A 16,095-nucleotide genomic window follows, 5' to 3' on the forward strand; every position below is an offset into this window, starting at 1 on the left:
TGATGAAAGCAATAAAACAAACAGGATTACTACTTTTTCTTATAGGTTTAGCCACCTTTATAGCCTTAATTTTTACAGGTGATTTTAATTTAAATCAAACAGAACTTGATACTTTTTTAAAGGATCAAAACTATAAAAATGAAGTAATTGCCAAAGAACTGCAACAAGCAGTAGTAACCAAAGACAACTTGTCTATTTTTGAGTTCTCTAGCCGTACTAGAAAAGCATATGCAAATGCTAATAAACATTACGATGATTTAATTGCAAAATACGATGCAGCAAAAAATTGGGAGAAAAAAGGAGCTCAGTTTCAATATAAAATCTCCGGTAAACCACACAGTCTTAGCTATACACTTGCCAAAAAGGCTGGTAAAGGTTTTGCGGCACAACAAACGGGTTGGGCATGGTTTTTAACCTTTGGTTTGGGTATTATAGGTGCACTTATGTTTATTGTACCAGATGTAATTTTGTTAGGAAAACCTGGTATTAAAAATGATGGTATCTTTTTAAGTGCAGCTACCAATCGCGGTTGGATTGGTTGGTTTGCTTTTGTGTTTCTAGTTAGTTTTTACATACTGCTATACTTCTACCCAGATTACATTGTAAATTGGGTGTATTTGGTAGATCCTATTAGTAAATTTATAAGCGGTAACCCTGCAAGCCAATGGTTTTTATACGGATTTTTATATTGTGTTGTAATGACAGTAATGGCTGTTAGAATGTACATTAAATATCGCCATAATAAATACCAAATATTAAGAACTACATCGGTTTTATTCTTTCAAATAGTATTTGCTTTTTTGATTCCGAAATTTTAGTGCGATTCGAAAAACCGTGGTACGACTTTAAAAATGCGTTTCCTTTAGATTATGATTTCTTTTTTAAATGGAATTTAGAGGAATTATTAGCCAGCGGTGGTTTAGGTCTATTCATTTTAGTTTGGGGTGTTGTACTTACCATTGTAGTTGTACCGGTTATGGTGTATTTCTTCGGAAAAAGATGGTATTGTTCTTGGGTTTGTGGTTGTGGTGGATTGGCAGAAACGCTAGGAGACCCTTACAGACAATTGTCTAGTAAAACTTTACTTTCTTGGCGAGTAGAACGTATTGTAATTCATTCTGTATTAATATTTGTTTTAGTGATGACTGGTTTTGCTTTGTACACTTTCTTTACAAATGAAGGACAAGTATTAGGTATTCAAACACAAACAATTCAAGATATTTATGGCTTTTTAATCGGTTCTATTTTTGCGGGAGTTATCGGTACTGGTTTTTATCCAATTTTTGGTAATAGAGTTTGGTGTAGATTTGGTTGCCCATTAGCAGCTTATTTAGGTTTTGTACAACGTTTTAAATCAAGATTTAGAATTACAACCAACGGTGGTCAATGTATTTCTTGCGGAAACTGTTCTACGTATTGCGAGCAAGGTATCGATGTTAGAGCTTATGCACAAAAAGGAGAAAACATTGTACGTTCTAGTTGTGTTGGTTGTGGTGTTTGTTCTGCAGTTTGCCCTAGAGGTGTTTTAAAATTAGAAAACGGTCCGGAAGAAGGAAGAATAAATCCTACTGATGTTTTATTAGGAAACGATGTTGATTTAATGGATTTAGTAAACAAGAAATAATTACCAACATATCAAGTTTAATATAAAAAAGGACGCTAGAAGGCGTCCTTTTTTTGTGGTTGTTTAAAGCTTAAATTTAAGGATGATAGAATCTTTATGATGAATAGTATATCGTTTTAATACTTCTGCTTGAATAGCCACATCAACTACAAACCTTTTTAAATAAAATAAGCCACAGATAAAATCTGTGGCTTATAAATTCAAATCAAAAAACTAAAAAGTTTTTATAGGTTTGGTAACAATACTCTATCAATTACGTGTACGATACCATTTGTTGTTTGTACATCAGGAATTCCCATATTAGCAACTTCTCCTCCGTTTCCGGCACCTGTAACAGTAAGTGTTCCGTTTGTAAAAGCACCTAATGTTAAATCGTCTCCACCTAAAGGAGTTACAGTACCTGCACTTAATTCTGAAGTAAATTTACCATCGTTGGCAACAACATGATTTAAAAGTACTTGTTGTACTGTTTCTTTTGGTAATTGACGGATATCTGCTGGTGAAGTAAATGTCAACCCTAAGGCAGCACCTAAATCAATAAATGCTTGATCTGTTGGAGCAAAAACTGTAAAAGAAGGACTTCCTTCTGATGCTGTTAAAGCCTCTGCCAATTCTGCATAAACTACTGCCTCAACTAAGTACGTTAATTCTGGAGAAGTAAAAACGTTTGCACTTTGTAAAGCAATTGCAGTTTGTACAATATCTGCACCACTAGCAATCATTACTTTATCAATTACATGCACAGTACCATTGCTTGCAGTAACATCTGTAGCTAAAATTTTAGAACCGTTGATGTAAGTATCTTCTCCTCTTTCGATAAATCTTCTATCTAAAGAAAGTGCAGATGTAGACGTACCGCCATCATTAATTGTATTTCCTGCTAAGTTTCCGTTAGAAACGTGGTATAATAAAGTGTTTGTTAAAAATGATTTTTGAAGAACACCAAGTGTATTTTCATTCAATCCTAAACGCGCAAATGCATCATTAGTTGGTGCAAAAACAGTGTATGCTCCGCTTGCATCATTTGGGTTAGAGTTACTTAAAACTCCTGCAACACCACCTGCAACTGCTGCCGCTTCTAAAGTGCTAAAGTCCGCATTAGATACCGCTATATTTGCTATTGATGGTAATTCATCTTCGAAACTTGATTCGGTTTGACAAGAAGAAACTAAGCTTACTGTTAAAATTGTAATAAATATATATTTTAGTTTGTATAAATTTTTCATGATTGTATGTTTTATTAAATTTTTAATTAAAATGAGTAGACAACGCCACCGTAAGATCCTGTAGCTTTTCCTAAATTTCTACCAGAGATATACGTGTTTGTACCCGCAGTAATACCAATTGAATCTGTAAAAGGATAAAATGCATTGATACCAATTCTTGTATAATTTACACGTGTTGCAGGAAAAAATCCTGTAAATCCTTCGCCTAAAATATCTACACCACTATCATCTGATAATTGGTTTGCTATAAAAGCATCTACGTAAAACTTAGAAGCTGCATACCCTAATTTAAACTCACTTAATAAAGCATTTGGCACATCGTTACCTCTAACACTGTATCCTAATTGCCCTGTTGCAAAAAAACCAGAGTTCATTTTATACGTAGCAACACCAAAAGCATTGTAGGTTGTTGCTTCGTTACCTATTGCAATAATAGATTGTAAACCTTCGTTTGCACTGTAATTACCAATTGGTGTTTCTATACCCGCTGCACCAATAAAATCTAAACTACTGTTTTCAAAATTTAAAGTGTGTAATCTGTATTTAGCATACACTTTTAAATTTTGTACTCCTTTTCTTACATTTTCAAAACCGTTGTTTTCTAAAACTGCATCAGATGCATTTCCTTCGGATTTAATGTAAGGCACATTTAATACAATATTAAAATTGTCTGAAACTCCAATTTCTCCGAATAAAGAAATACTACTAATACTTACATCGTTAAAAACAGGTACGCCATCAATTTCATTGGGTACTAAAAATACTTTGCTGTAATTTTCTTTAGAATAAGAAACGACTACAGAACCTTCACCAGATTTTTTCATAAAACCATTTACCGGACTCTGAGCTATTGTAAAGCTCGATACTAAAAGGCATAAACCTAAAAGTGTTTTCATTTTTTTTGTCATAATGTTTGTTTTTTAATTGTTAGTGACACCATACCTACGAGAAAAAAGAAGTGCGGTTTTATTTTTTTTAAAAAAACCAAAAAAAATTTTACGTATGTAAAGTAACCCCTGAAAGTTTACACTTTTTATAACGACAACTTAAACACATAACCAATAGTATGCTTTTTAAATACCTAACAATTTTATTTTTTCTAACGAACTTTAATCAAAAAGAATTTATTAAAAATTACGATAATCAAGGAAATTTAACATCCGAAGGATGGATGCTAAACAATAAGAAAACAGATTATTGGACTTTTTACTACACAAACGGAACCATAGAAAAAAAGGTCATTTTAATAGTGGTAAAAAAACGGGTTATTGGTATTTTTACGCCGAAAATAATAACCTACTTAAAGAAGGTGGTTATAAAAACAATAAAGCAAGTAACTGGTGGATTTTTTATTCTAAAAACAAAAAAATAAAAATTCAGTATAAGAATGGCCTAAAAGATGGTTATTCGCTAATATACTACAACAACCGTTTAAAAAAATCTGAACGCTACAAGTCTAATAAAAAAATTGGAGAATGGACTTCTTACTATAGTTTTAAGAAAGACAATCCGAACGCAAAATTTTAATGAATTCAAATATTAAAGTAATCATTCCTGCTTATAACGAGCAAGATTCTATAGGAAACGTTATAAGAGACATTCCCAAAATAGTAGGCGAAATTATTGTAGTTAGCAATAACTCAACCGACAAAACTGAAGAAAACGCCGCCAAAGCTGGTGCAACTGTTTTAACAGAGAACAGAAAAGGGTATGGTTATGCCTGTTTAAAAGGAATGGATTACATTTCTAAACAAGAAATAAAGCCAGAAATTGTTGTTTTTTTAGATGGAGATTACTCTGATTATCCGGAGCAACTTACAGAATTAATTGCACCAATAGTGCAACAAGATTTAGATTTTGTAATTGGCGCAAGAGTAAAAGAATTAAGAGAAACAGGTGCAATGACGCCACAACAAATATTTGGTAATTGGCTAGCTACAAGCCTAATGAAACTGTTTTTTAATGCTAATTTTACAGATTTAGGACCATTTAGGGCTATTAAATACAATAAGTTACTGGCATTGCAAATGGAAGATAAAACTTACGGATGGACAGTAGAAATGCAGTTAAAAGCATTAAAACAAAAACTAACGTATGTAGAAATACCTATGAAATATAGAAACAGAATAGGTGTCTCTAAAGTTTCAGGAACCGTAAAAGGTAGTATATTTGCGGGCATAAAAATTTTAGGTTGGATCTTCAAATACAGTTTTAAATAATGGTTTTAGAATACATCGTAATTATCATTTATTCTATATCTCTTTTGCTTATTTTAATGTACGCAATAGCACAATTAAATTTACTTTTTAATTACTTAAAAGCAAGAAAGAAAAAAGACACATCAGAAAAACTAGATTTTTCTAACCCAAAAGAAATTCCGTTTGTTACCATTCAATTGCCTGTTTATAACGAGTTGTATGTTATGAAACGCTTGCTAAAGAATATTGCTAAAATTGAATATCCTTTAGACAAATTAGAAATTCAGGTTTTAGATGACTCTACAGATGAATCTGTAGAAACTACGGCGAAACATATCAAAGAAATTCAAGATAAAGGAATAGATATACAACACATTCGAAGAACCAACAGACAAGGTTTTAAAGCTGGTGCTTTAAAAGAAGGTCTAAAAATTGCCAAAGGAGAATTCATAGCCATTTTTGATGCCGATTTTTTACCTCAAAAAGATTGGTTATTACAAACTGTACCTTATTTTAAAAATGAAAACATTGGTGTTGTGCAAACTCGTTGGGGACACATCAATAGAAATTACTCTACGCTTACAAAAATACAAGCTTTTGCCTTAGATGCACATTTTACTTTAGAACAAGTAGGTAGAAATAGTAAAGGCCATTTTATCAATTTTAATGGTACTGCTGGTGTTTGGCGTAAAGAGTGTATTTATGATGCTGGTAATTGGGAAGGCGATACGTTAACCGAAGATTTAGATTTAAGTTACCGTGCACAATTGAAAAATTGGGAGTTTAAATATTTAGAGCATGTAGAAACACCAGCAGAATTGCCGGTAATTATTAGTGCAGCTAGATCACAACAATTTAGATGGAACAAAGGTGGTGCAGAGAATTTTCAAAAAATGATGAAACGTGTTATAAAAAGTGATAATGTTTCTCTTAAAACTAAAATTCACAGTTTATTGCACTTACTAAACAGTTCTATGTTTACTTGTATTTTTTTAGTAGCCGTTTTAAGTATACCTATGTTATACATTAAAAACGAATACGAGCATCTTAAAATTTACTTTTATGTAATGAGCTTCTTCGTGGTAAGCTCGCTTATCTTTTTTATCTGTTATTGGCATATGTACAAGAATATTTATGGCGGCGGATTTAAAAATTTCATAAAATATATTGGTGCTTTCTTTACCTTTTTCTCTATTGCAATGGGTTTTTCTTTACACAATACAATTGCGGTTTTAGAAGGACATTTAGGTAAGAAAAGTGAGTTTGTGAGAACTCCTAAATTTAATATTAAAACCATTAAAGATGGTTGGAAAAACAATAAATACATCAAAAAGAAACCTTCTATTCATGTTGTTTTAGAAGGCATTTTAGCTATTTATTTTGTTTTTGGAATGTACAGTGCTTTTGTAGTAGGAAATCAAGGTGGTGATTTCGGGTTGTTTCCTTTTCACTTTATGCTTTTTGTAGGTTTTAGCTACGTGTTTTTTAAATCTGTTTTTTCTAAAGCATAATGGCTTTTTTAAAAAAATACACCACAGCATTTGTAGTTTGTTTAAGTATAATTGCTTATTTTCTTTTTGCTTATTTTATTGAAAGAACTGCTTTTTATACCGTGTGTTTTTTATGGTTTTCTTTGTTTACCGGTTTTTATATACTGATAAAAAAGAAACAAACTTCTTTTGAAACATTAGCTGCAATTGCCATTGTATTTCGCTTGGTTTTTCTATTCTCGATTCCGAATCTATCACAAGATTTTTATCGATTTATTTGGGATGGAAGAATGCTATTAAACGGTTTTAATCCGTATTTATCTTTACCGAAACTTTTATCCAACAAAACATACAGCCCATTGCAGATGCCAAAGAGTTGTATGCTGGTATGGGTTCTTTAAACGGAAGTCATTTCACCAATTATCCGCCATTAAATCAGTTATGTTTTTTAATTGCTGCACTATTTGCTAGTAAGAGCATCTTCGGATCTGTAATTGTTTTAAGAACGCTAATTATTTTAGCAGATTTAGGAATTCTATACTTCGGAAAAAAACTTCTACAAAATCTAAACTTACCAATTAAAAACATTTTTTGGTATGTATTAAATCCGTTTATAATTATAGAAATGACTGGTAATCTACATTTCGAATCTGTAATGCTCTTTTTCTTAGTTTGGGCCTTGTATAAATTACAGCAACAAAAATGGATTTTTGCAGCCATATTAATTGCATGTTCAGTATCGGTAAAATTAATTCCGTTGTTATTTTTACCATTATTTTTTCAATGGTTTGTATATAGCAAAGTTAATTTTAAAGCAAAAGAAAACTGGTTGGGTTTTAAAATCAATTTTAAAGGGCTCTTAAAATTCATAGCATTTAATAGTATCATTTTAATTGTAACAGCTTTGTTATTCTTACCATTTTTCTCGTCAGAATTAATTGATAACTATTCTAATTCGGTTGGTTTGTGGTTTCGTAACTTTGAATTTAATGCAAGTTTTTACTATATCTTTCGAGAAATTGGCTACCTTTTTAGAGGTTACAACGAAATTGCTATCATTGGTAAAATAACACCTGTTTTAACAATACTTTTTTTACTGTATGTAACTTTTTTAGAAAAAATAAAGATAGCATTCAGTTAATTACTGCGATGCTATTTGGTTTGTGTTTTTATTATTTTACCGCAACAACTGTGCATCCTTGGTACGTTGCTACTCCGTTAATTTTAAGTGTATTTACAAAATATAAGTTTCCGGTAGTTTGGTCTTTACTAATAATTTTAACGTATCAGGCTTATGCAAATACACCTTGGCAAGAAAACTTATCTATTGTTTTCTTAGAGTATTTTGTGCTTTATTCTTTTATAAGTTACGAACTTTGGCAAGACTATAAAATGAAGAAATTGTAAAATTACAGCGAACTTCTTCTTATCTACTGAGTTTTTTGTATTTTGGTCACTAATTTTTTACCATATATGAAAAGACTTACAATAAAAGACATAGCTAAACAATTTGGTGTATCTATTTCAACGGTTTCTAAAGCGCTGAACGACAGTTATGAAATTAGCGTAAGTACTAAAGAAAAAATTCAGAAATACGCAAAAGAAAACAACTACAAACCTAACTTTAATGCGTTAAGCCTTAAAAACAGGTCTACAAAAACAATTGGTATTATTATACCAAATATGTTAAACTACTTTTTTGCACAGGTATTTAATGGTATCGAAAAAGTTGCTAACGAAAAAGGCTATAAAATTATTTCTTGTATTTCTAACGAATCTTATGACAAGGAAGTAGAAACTATGGAAATGCTTTCTAACGGAAGTATCGATGGATTTATACTTTCTTTGGCAGAAGAAACCGTGTTAAAAAACGACTTTAAACATTGCGAAGATATTTTAGACAACGGCACACCCATTGTAATGTTTGATAGAGTTGCAGAAATTATTAATTGTGATAAAGTTATTACAGACGATTTTAAAGGTGCTTCTAAAACTGTAAAATACTTAGCTAAAGCTGGTAGTAAAAATATTGCATTTATCTCTACAATTAGCAATTTAGAAATTGGTAAAAAAAGACATCAAGGTTATTTAAAAGGTTTAGAAAAAGCTGGTTTGCCGGTGAATAATAAACTAATTATAAATATTATTGAAGAAGATTATAAAAAATACGAAAGTATTTTAGCTCCTATTTTTGATGCAAATGAAATAGATGCAGTGATTGCGACAGACGAATCTTCTGCAATTGCAGCAATGAAAATTGCACAGAAAAAAGGTTTAAAAGTACCCGAAAATTTTGCCGTTGTTAGTTTTTCTAACGGAATTTTAGCGAGACATTCTCAACCAAAAATGACTACTGTGAGTCAGCATGGAGAAAAAATGGGCGCAACTGCAGCAAAACTATTAATTGAAAGATTAGAAAACAAAGCGGCTCCTAAAGACCAACCTAAAACGGTAATTATTAAAACAGATTTAGTAGAACGAAATTCTACTAAAAAATCTTAAATAAATGGATTTAAGTAAGGTAAAACTAGTAGTTTCTGATATGGACGGAACACTACTAAACTCAAAAGGAGAAGTTAGTCCGTTATTTTTCGAACTTTTTAAAAAACTACAAGAAAAAAACATCACATTTTGTGCCGCTAGCGGAAGACAATACCACAGTATTGTAGATAAATTAGCTACAATTAAAGATGATATTTATGTTATTGCAGAAAATGGAGCAATTGCAAAAAAAGCAGATAAAATATTACTACAAGAATCTTTAGAAGCTTCTAAGATTCAAAAAATTATTCCGATTTTAAGAGGCATAGAAGACACCAATTTTGTTTTATGTACCAAAGACGCTGCTTTTATAGAAAGTAAAGACGAGCGATTTATTGGTTATTTTAAAGAATATTACCATAATTATAACAAAGTAGACGACTTATTAGATGTTGTAAAACACACACCTATTTTAAAAATAGCAGTGTACAACTTTAAATCATCAGAAGCTTATATTTTACCAGCAATAAAACATTTAGAAAATGAATATCTTTTAAAAGTTTCGGTAAAAATTGGTTAGATATTTCTACAGACAAAGCCAATAAAGGCAATGCTTTAAGACAAGTGCAAAACTTATTAAATGTCTCTAAAAAAGAAACCATGGTTTTTGGTGATTACCATAACGATATTGAAATGCTAAAAGAAGCTGCTTTTAGTTTTTCTATGGAAAATGCTCATAAAGACATCACAGAAATTGCAAATTATGCGACTACAAGTAATGATAATTTTGGAGTAGAAAGTGTTTTAGAAAAATTAGTTAAGGCTTAACTATTAAACACCAAAAGCTGTTACAACAATAGAACGAGAACCTCCATTATCTCTGTGTTCTCCTAAGTAAACACCTTGCCAAATACCTAAATTTAACACTCCTTTGGTTATGGGTATTTCTACAAAAGAGCCTAAAAGTGATGCTTTAATATGTGCTGGCATATCATCGCTACCTTCGTAAATATGTTCGTAATAAGCCGCATTTTCCGGCACTAAAATATTTATGTGTTTTTCAAAATCTGATCTTACTGTACCATCTGCATTTTCATTTATCGTTAAACTGGCAGATGTATGCTTTATGAATATCTTTAAAATTCCTTTTTCAATTTTTCTAAATGCCGGAAATTCCGCTATAATTGTATCCGTAATTAAATGAAAACCTCTTGCATAAGGTTTTAGTCGAATTTCTTTTTGTTCAAAAATCATACTTAATCTTTATAAGAAACAGTGCTTTGTCTTTCTCTGTTTACCTGCAATTTGGTAATATCTGGTCTCGAATAATGCCCAACAACATCAAAGTTTTGTCTCTCTTCTAAAACCCTATTAAAATCTAAGGTTTCGATGATTAAACCTTCTTTGTGTAAAACAGGTTCAACCAACCATTCTCCGTTAGGAGCTGCAATACAAGAACCTCCATTTGCTAAAACAGCAGGTGCTTTTACTAGTATTTTATCTAAATGCGGTGTTTCTGTAGGAAAATCTTTTGTGCTCATTAAACTAGATACAGAAATTACATAAGAACGAGATTCTCTTGCTATAAATCGTGTAATATCTTTTGTATTGTAATCGCTACCTGGCCAAACAGCAATGTGTAAATTTTCGCCTAAACCATATAAAGCGGTTCTAGGTAAAGGCATCCAGTTTTCCCAACAATTTAAGCCTCCAACGGTAAATTCTTTTAACGGATGTACTTGTAAACCATTTCCGTCTCCTGGCGCCCAAGTTAAACGTTCTTCGTACGTTGGTTGTAATTTTCTGTGGACAGATTTTATAATTCCATCAGCATTGATATAAACTAAAGAAGCGTAAATACTATGTCCGCCTCTATTTTGAGCACGTTCCATAATTCCTAAATAGACAGCAATTTTATACTCTTTAGCTAAATCGCAAATAGCATCTAATTCGCCTTTTTCTATGGTAATTGAATTTCTAACATAATGTGCATGAATTTCTTTTTGAACCTTAGAATCCCAAGCAGCACCATCTGTTAAAGAGACCCAAAACGGATATCCTGGTAGCAAAGCTTCACCAAAAACAATGAGTTCACAATTTTCTTTTGAAGCATCTACAATCGATTTTTGTATTTTTTCGATTGTTTTTTCCTTGTTTAACCAAACCGGTGAAATTTGTGCCAATGCAACTTTTAGTAAATTGTTTTTCATAATTATTCTATAATTTCATTTGAACTTGGAGGCGGTGGAATTGAGGAAACTGGGTTTAAAGGATAGTCAAACATAATAGCTAATTCAATACTATCTTTATGTATTATATCAGTTTTATTATAAACTTTCACTAAGTTTAAAAGTCTATTTTTCAGTTTTTGCGAACTATCTTCTCTATCTAAAGTTAATCTAATATAAGCTCTCTTGTGAGAAAAAGCATAATAATGTTCCTTATCATTATTTTCATAATGCAGTTTTAAAAATTTTGATAAAGCGCTTATGGAAAAAACACCATTAATCAAATCTAAACTATCATTTTTAATATTTAACCCGTTTCTTTCTTTCAAATATCCTCCTGTATCTGCAAAAGGAGATATTTTATACTTAAAATCTGTGTCTTCTAATTCAATAAAATATTTTTCTTTTCTATACAATCCTTTTCTAATTGTGTCTGTTATCTCTTGAAAACTTAAATCATCAATAATAATTTTCGTTGGCTTATACTCTTCAAAAAAACTATTTGAAGGATAATAAAATACTTCTTTTTTACAAGAAGATAAAATCAAAAATAAAATGATAAATCTTTTCATTTTAAACCTCGATACTTACAACCGAGACCTTCATTACTTCTAACGTTAAAAACAGTTTCGTCATCAAAGATTAAATACTGCCCTTTTACACCAACTAATTTACCTGTATATTTAGGCGTTTTAATAAGGTTTAAACTTTTAGGTTTCGTAGGATATTTACGTACAGGAAAATTGATGTTTGTTTCAGAATTATTCTCGATAAAATATTCTTTTGCTTCGATCCGGTATAAACTCTTTTAACTTCTCTCTCCACTCGACTAAGTTTACATCTTCAATATCATTTTTAAGCATTTTACGCCAATTGGTTTTATCTGCAACATGTTCTTTTAATGCAACCTCTGTAATACCAGCTAAATATCGATTTGGCACTTCTACAATTTCTATGGCTTCATGCGCACCTTGATCTATCCAACGGGTTGGTACTTGTTGTTTTCTTGTAACACCAACTTTTACATTACTAGAATTAGCTAAATAAACAATATGCGGCTGTAATTGCACCTTTTTTTCGTAGGCCAAATCTCTATCTTCAATATCTAAATGTGCCTTACTTAATTCTGGTTTCATAATCCAATCACCAGCATTTGGCGTTTCAAAAAAGCAAGATTTACAAAAACCTTGTCTATATATGGTTTTTTCTAAACCACAATTTAAACACTCGTAAGTAACAAAACTTAAAGATATTTCTTTGTTAATTAACTGGTTCATGTTTAAAAAATCAGTTTTCATATCTAAATAATACTGAATTTCCTCTGCATTTTCGGTCATCATTTTTTTTAAAACTCCTTGGTAAATCATCTCACAAATTTTAGTATTTTTAAACTTCGATTTTAAATTGCAAACTGCATAAAAATCGTACTAAACAAACTTACGAATTTCTATGGCTTTTCAGATTATCAATTCTATAATTTCTTGGTTTTTGAAGAAACGAAAACACCAAATTGAACTGTTTTTAAAGTACCCAAAAGATGTACAAAATGAATTGCTTTTAAAATTGATTCAAACTGCCAAACAAACTTCTTTCGGTAAAGAACATCATTTTAATTCTATTAAAAATCACGCAGATTTTGCTAAACATGTTCCGATTCAGAAATACGAAACATTTGAGCCGCTTATAGAAAACTGTAGAAAAGGCGAACAAAATATTTTTTGGCCGTCGCACATTAAATGGTTTGCAAAATCGAGTGGTACAACGAATGCTAAAAGTAAATTTATACCCGTTTCTGATGATGCGTTAGAATATTGCCATATGAAAGCTGGTAAAGACATGTTGTGTTTGTACATAAACAACAACCCTAAAACCCAACTTTTTACTGGTAAAGGCTTGCGTTTGGGCGGAAGCTCGGAAGTTTACCAAGACAATGGCTCTTATTTTGGCGATTTGTCTGCAATTATTATCGAAAACATGCCTTTTTGGGCAGATTTTAGTTCAGCACCGAGTCAAGAAGTTGCTTTAATGAGCGATTGGGAAACAAAAATGGATGCAATTATTGATGAAACTATTAACGAAAATATTACAAGTTTAGCTGGTGTACCAAGTTGGATGTTGGTTCTTTTAAATCGTGTTTTAGAACGTTACGGCAAAGACAATATTTTAGAAGTTTGGCCCAACCTAGAAGTATATTTTCATGGTGGTGTTAACTTTAATCCGTATAGAGAACAATACAAAAAAATCATACCAAAATCCGATTTTAAATACTACGAAATCTACAATGCTTCCGAAGGATTCTTCGCAATACAAGACAGAAATAATTCGAAGGAATTATTATTGATGTTAGACTACGGAATTTTCTATGAATTTATTCCGATGAGCGAATATAAAGGTGAAAGCTCGAATGCAATTACTTTAGCTGATGTTAAAAAAGATATTGATTACGCACTAGTTATTACTACAAACGGTGGTTTATGGCGTTATTTAATTGGTGATACAATTAGATTTACATCTTTAGAACCTTATCGAATTAAAATTACAGGTAGAACCAAACATTATATTAATGTTTTTGGTGAAGAATTAAATATCGAAAATGTAGAAGATGCTCTTAAATTGGCTTGTGAAAAAACAGCTGCTACGATTGCAGATTATACCGTTGGACCAATTTTTATGCAAGGAAAAGAAAAAGGTGGCCATGAATGGATTATTGAATTTATTAATAAACCAGAATCTATGGGGTATTTTTCTGAAGTTTTAGATAATGCTTTAAAGTCTATAAATTCTGATTACGAAGCTAAACGTTATTTAAATATTACTTTAATGCCTCCTAAAGTTCATTTAGCTAAAGAAGGCTTGTTTTATAGTTGGTTAAAGAAAAAAGACAAACTTGGCGGACAACATAAAGTACCAAGATTGTCTAATTCTAGAGAGTTTATAGAAGAGCTTTTAAGTTTATAAAACTATTTATTTAGTGCAATTCTCGCAGTAAGTAGCTCTTAAATATTTATTTTCTAGTAATTGAAAAGTAACACCGTCTTCTAAAGAAGAATTAAATAACTTACAAAAACGGTCTCTATTCATTTCGATAGCATTTAACATGATTGTTCTGTAATTTTGAGAATCTACAGCGTATTCATCTACTATTGTTAAATTTAAATAATAAAAAAGTAAATCTTCATCTATGGTAATTGTTTTTACTTTTTCATCTAAAACCTCTGTAGCTTCATCTGTGTTTGCATAATAAGTTAAAAATTGTGCTAAACTTAGATAATCGTAATTCGATAAATTAAAGTTTTCGTAAGTATCTATAATAAATTCTACAGAAGCATCTTTTTCATCGTACTTTCTAGCTCTCATATCTTTTTCTGCTTTTACAATATGAAAATTCACCAACATTCTATCAATTAAATGTTGTTTGATTCCGTAAGATTTTAACTTTAAAATTTCTTGTTTAAACGAATTTGCTTCGATTTTTTCCCAATTATTTTTCCAAATGATAAACTTTACAACTATCAAATTATACTTTATGTTTTTATTCTTAGGATCTAACTTTTCGATTTTTTTTAGTTCATCAAAAGCAATTTTAGCATAACTTAAGTTTAATATATACTTATAAATACTATTTTTATTAAGAATTGGTACAAATTTTCTTTGTTTAGGTACATTTAAAGTATTTAATAAATCCGGCGAACTTTCTTTTTTAAGTTTCTCAAAAATAGAATTCTGCACTACTAAAGCTTCTTCTATATTTTCTTTTAGAACAAGATCATTAAATGTTGCTACCAACTTTTCTTTCGACATATTTTTATACTTGTCTTTTCGCTCTAATTCTAATATCACAACTGCTTTTCGATGCTTTTGTAAATATTTTTCTAAATCTTTTGAAACTTCGCCAACAACCTTATTTTTAATTGTTTGTTTTGGCAAAGTTTTAAAACTTTTATACTTTGTTTTAGAAATATCATTTAAAAATTCTACCCAATTTTCTGAAGACGAAATCTCTGTAACTATATTTGGTTTTTGAAAAGTTTGTAAAGATTTTACGATACTATTGGCTCTTTTTTCTTGGAGTTCTATATTTCTTTTTAAACTACCCTCTATCGATGCGTAAGCTTTAATATTTATCTTTTTAATATTAAAATCTGTTAATCTTAAACTATCATATAACGGCTTTATGTCTTCTGATGAATAGTCGTATTTATTCTTTTGAAAAGGTATTACAAACTTTAAAGTTTTATATTTTGTAATAAATTTATCTGAAGTGTTGATGCTTTTATCTTTATAGGTTAATGAATCTAAATAAACACCCATATCTAACAAATCCCAACCATAAGAATCTAAATTGTAAGTAGTTTGATATCTACATAATGCTTTGTTGTTTAGAAATAAGATATTAAACTCTAACTCTTCTTTTGCCAAAGCAGCAGGTACAGAACCTACTAATGTTCTAAAACTATTAGTACCAGTAACTTTTTTAAAACCTCTTAATAGTTTCTGTGCAAAAACTGCAGGTAAAACGGTTCCTTTAATTTGAGAAGCATCTAATTCATTTTCACATTTATATCTAGACTTAGAAACCACATCAATAGCAATACCATCTCCTGATTTTTTAAATAGAGCAGTAAACCATTTTTTATTATTAGTAGTAAAATATAAATTATTTCCTTCTCTTTTAATTCCAAAACCAACTTCTTTAGGTTTTTGTCTAAAAGCATTTGTAAAATAACTACATTTTTGATTTCTCTCTGCGTTAGTAGCAGGAAAAGTAAACCCTAAAGAATTTTGAGATTGTAATATTTGTGTACATGTTAGCACAAATAAAAGCACAAGGCTTTGATAAATTTTCAT

Annotated in this window: 14 protein-coding genes and 3 pseudogenes; 10 read left to right on the plus strand and 7 right to left on the minus strand. The window is 30.5% G+C overall.

Translation table 11 applies throughout. The features are described from left to right. Positions 1-2: 2 nt before the first annotated feature. Positions 3-1,624, plus strand: a pseudogene (locus ACZ1HD_RS12910) (4Fe-4S binding protein). Between the two features lie 224 nt (positions 1,625-1,848). Here the strand turns inward: ACZ1HD_RS12910 and ACZ1HD_RS12915 are convergent. After that, on the minus strand, positions 1,849-2,850 hold the full coding sequence (locus ACZ1HD_RS12915; RefSeq protein ID WP_472687660.1) for a fasciclin domain-containing protein: 1,002 nt from the start codon (positions 2,848-2,850) through the stop codon (positions 1,849-1,851). A 26-nt stretch (positions 2,851-2,876) separates the two neighbouring features. Beyond that, a complete protein-coding gene (locus ACZ1HD_RS12920) occupies positions 2,877-3,746 on the minus strand; it encodes a hypothetical protein (RefSeq protein ID WP_472687661.1) in 870 nt (289 codons plus the stop codon). A 301-nt stretch (positions 3,747-4,047) separates the two neighbouring features. Between ACZ1HD_RS12920 and ACZ1HD_RS12925 the strand changes: the two genes are divergently transcribed. The 8 genes and pseudogenes from ACZ1HD_RS12925 (at position 4,048) to ACZ1HD_RS12960 (ending at position 9,847) form a co-directional block, all read left to right on the plus strand. Next, positions 4,048-4,377 carry a toxin-antitoxin system YwqK family antitoxin gene (locus ACZ1HD_RS12925; protein ID WP_472687662.1) on the plus strand — a complete coding sequence of 110 codons (330 nt, stop codon included), beginning with the start codon at positions 4,048-4,050 and terminating at the stop codon, positions 4,375-4,377. Further along, positions 4,377-5,069 (plus strand): glycosyltransferase family 2 protein, encoded by a 693-nt coding sequence (locus tag ACZ1HD_RS12930; protein ID WP_472687663.1) that lies wholly within the window; start codon positions 4,377-4,379, stop codon positions 5,067-5,069. The genes ACZ1HD_RS12925 and ACZ1HD_RS12930 overlap by 1 nt, the downstream gene beginning before the upstream one ends. Next, entirely contained in the window at positions 5,069-6,559 is a 1,491-nt protein-coding gene (locus ACZ1HD_RS12935) for a cellulose synthase family protein (RefSeq protein ID WP_472687664.1), read from the plus strand. The genes ACZ1HD_RS12930 and ACZ1HD_RS12935 overlap by 1 nt, the downstream gene beginning before the upstream one ends. After that, positions 6,559-6,939, plus strand: coding sequence for an MptA/MptB family glycosyltransferase (locus ACZ1HD_RS12940; RefSeq protein WP_472687665.1), 381 nt, complete (start codon positions 6,559-6,561; stop codon positions 6,937-6,939). The genes ACZ1HD_RS12935 and ACZ1HD_RS12940 overlap by 1 nt, the downstream gene beginning before the upstream one ends. Further along, the gene (locus ACZ1HD_RS12945) at positions 6,915-7,679 is read left to right on the plus strand and encodes an MptA/MptB family glycosyltransferase (protein WP_472687666.1); all 765 of its coding nucleotides are present in this window, start codon (positions 6,915-6,917) and stop codon (positions 7,677-7,679) included. The genes ACZ1HD_RS12940 and ACZ1HD_RS12945 overlap by 25 nt, the downstream gene beginning before the upstream one ends. 50 nt (positions 7,680-7,729) lie before the next feature. Beyond that, positions 7,730-7,945, plus strand: a complete 216-nt coding sequence (locus ACZ1HD_RS12950; protein WP_472687667.1) for a hypothetical protein — start codon at positions 7,730-7,732, stop codon at positions 7,943-7,945. A 66-nt stretch (positions 7,946-8,011) separates the two neighbouring features. Further along, entirely contained in the window at positions 8,012-9,040 is a 1,029-nt protein-coding gene (locus ACZ1HD_RS12955) for a LacI family DNA-binding transcriptional regulator (RefSeq protein ID WP_079737161.1), read from the plus strand. Between the two features lie 40 nt (positions 9,041-9,080). After that, positions 9,081-9,847 (plus strand): annotated as a pseudogene (locus tag ACZ1HD_RS12960) (HAD family hydrolase). Between the two features lie 3 nt (positions 9,848-9,850). On the opposite strand, the gene ACZ1HD_RS12965 reads toward ACZ1HD_RS12960, so the two are convergent. The 4 genes and pseudogenes from ACZ1HD_RS12965 to ACZ1HD_RS12980 form a co-directional block, all read right to left on the minus strand. After that, positions 9,851-10,273, minus strand: a complete 423-nt coding sequence (locus ACZ1HD_RS12965) for a secondary thiamine-phosphate synthase enzyme YjbQ (protein WP_472687668.1) — start codon at positions 10,271-10,273, stop codon at positions 9,851-9,853. Between the two features lie 2 nt (positions 10,274-10,275). Then, positions 10,276-11,229 carry a carbon-nitrogen hydrolase family protein gene (locus tag ACZ1HD_RS12970; RefSeq protein ID WP_472687669.1) on the minus strand — a complete coding sequence of 318 codons (954 nt, stop codon included), beginning with the start codon at positions 11,227-11,229 and terminating at the stop codon, positions 10,276-10,278. 2 nt (positions 11,230-11,231) lie between these two features. After that, the gene (locus tag ACZ1HD_RS12975) at positions 11,232-11,819 is read right to left on the minus strand and encodes a hypothetical protein (RefSeq protein WP_472687670.1); all 588 of its coding nucleotides are present in this window, start codon (positions 11,817-11,819) and stop codon (positions 11,232-11,234) included. 1 nt (position 11,820) lies between these two features. After that, positions 11,821-12,614 (minus strand): annotated as a pseudogene (locus ACZ1HD_RS12980) (DUF2797 domain-containing protein). A gap of 82 nt (positions 12,615-12,696) precedes the next feature. Here ACZ1HD_RS12980 and ACZ1HD_RS12985 point away from each other — a divergent pair. After that, positions 12,697-14,205 (plus strand): GH3 auxin-responsive promoter family protein, encoded by a 1,509-nt coding sequence (locus ACZ1HD_RS12985; RefSeq protein WP_472687671.1) that lies wholly within the window; start codon positions 12,697-12,699, stop codon positions 14,203-14,205. A 6-nt stretch (positions 14,206-14,211) separates the two neighbouring features. Here ACZ1HD_RS12985 and ACZ1HD_RS12990 read toward each other — a convergent pair whose 3' ends face one another. Continuing rightward, positions 14,212-16,095, minus strand: coding sequence for a hypothetical protein (locus tag ACZ1HD_RS12990; protein WP_079737168.1), 1,884 nt, complete (start codon positions 16,093-16,095; stop codon positions 14,212-14,214).

Source organism: Polaribacter sp. HA6-7 (assembly GCF_055693625.1).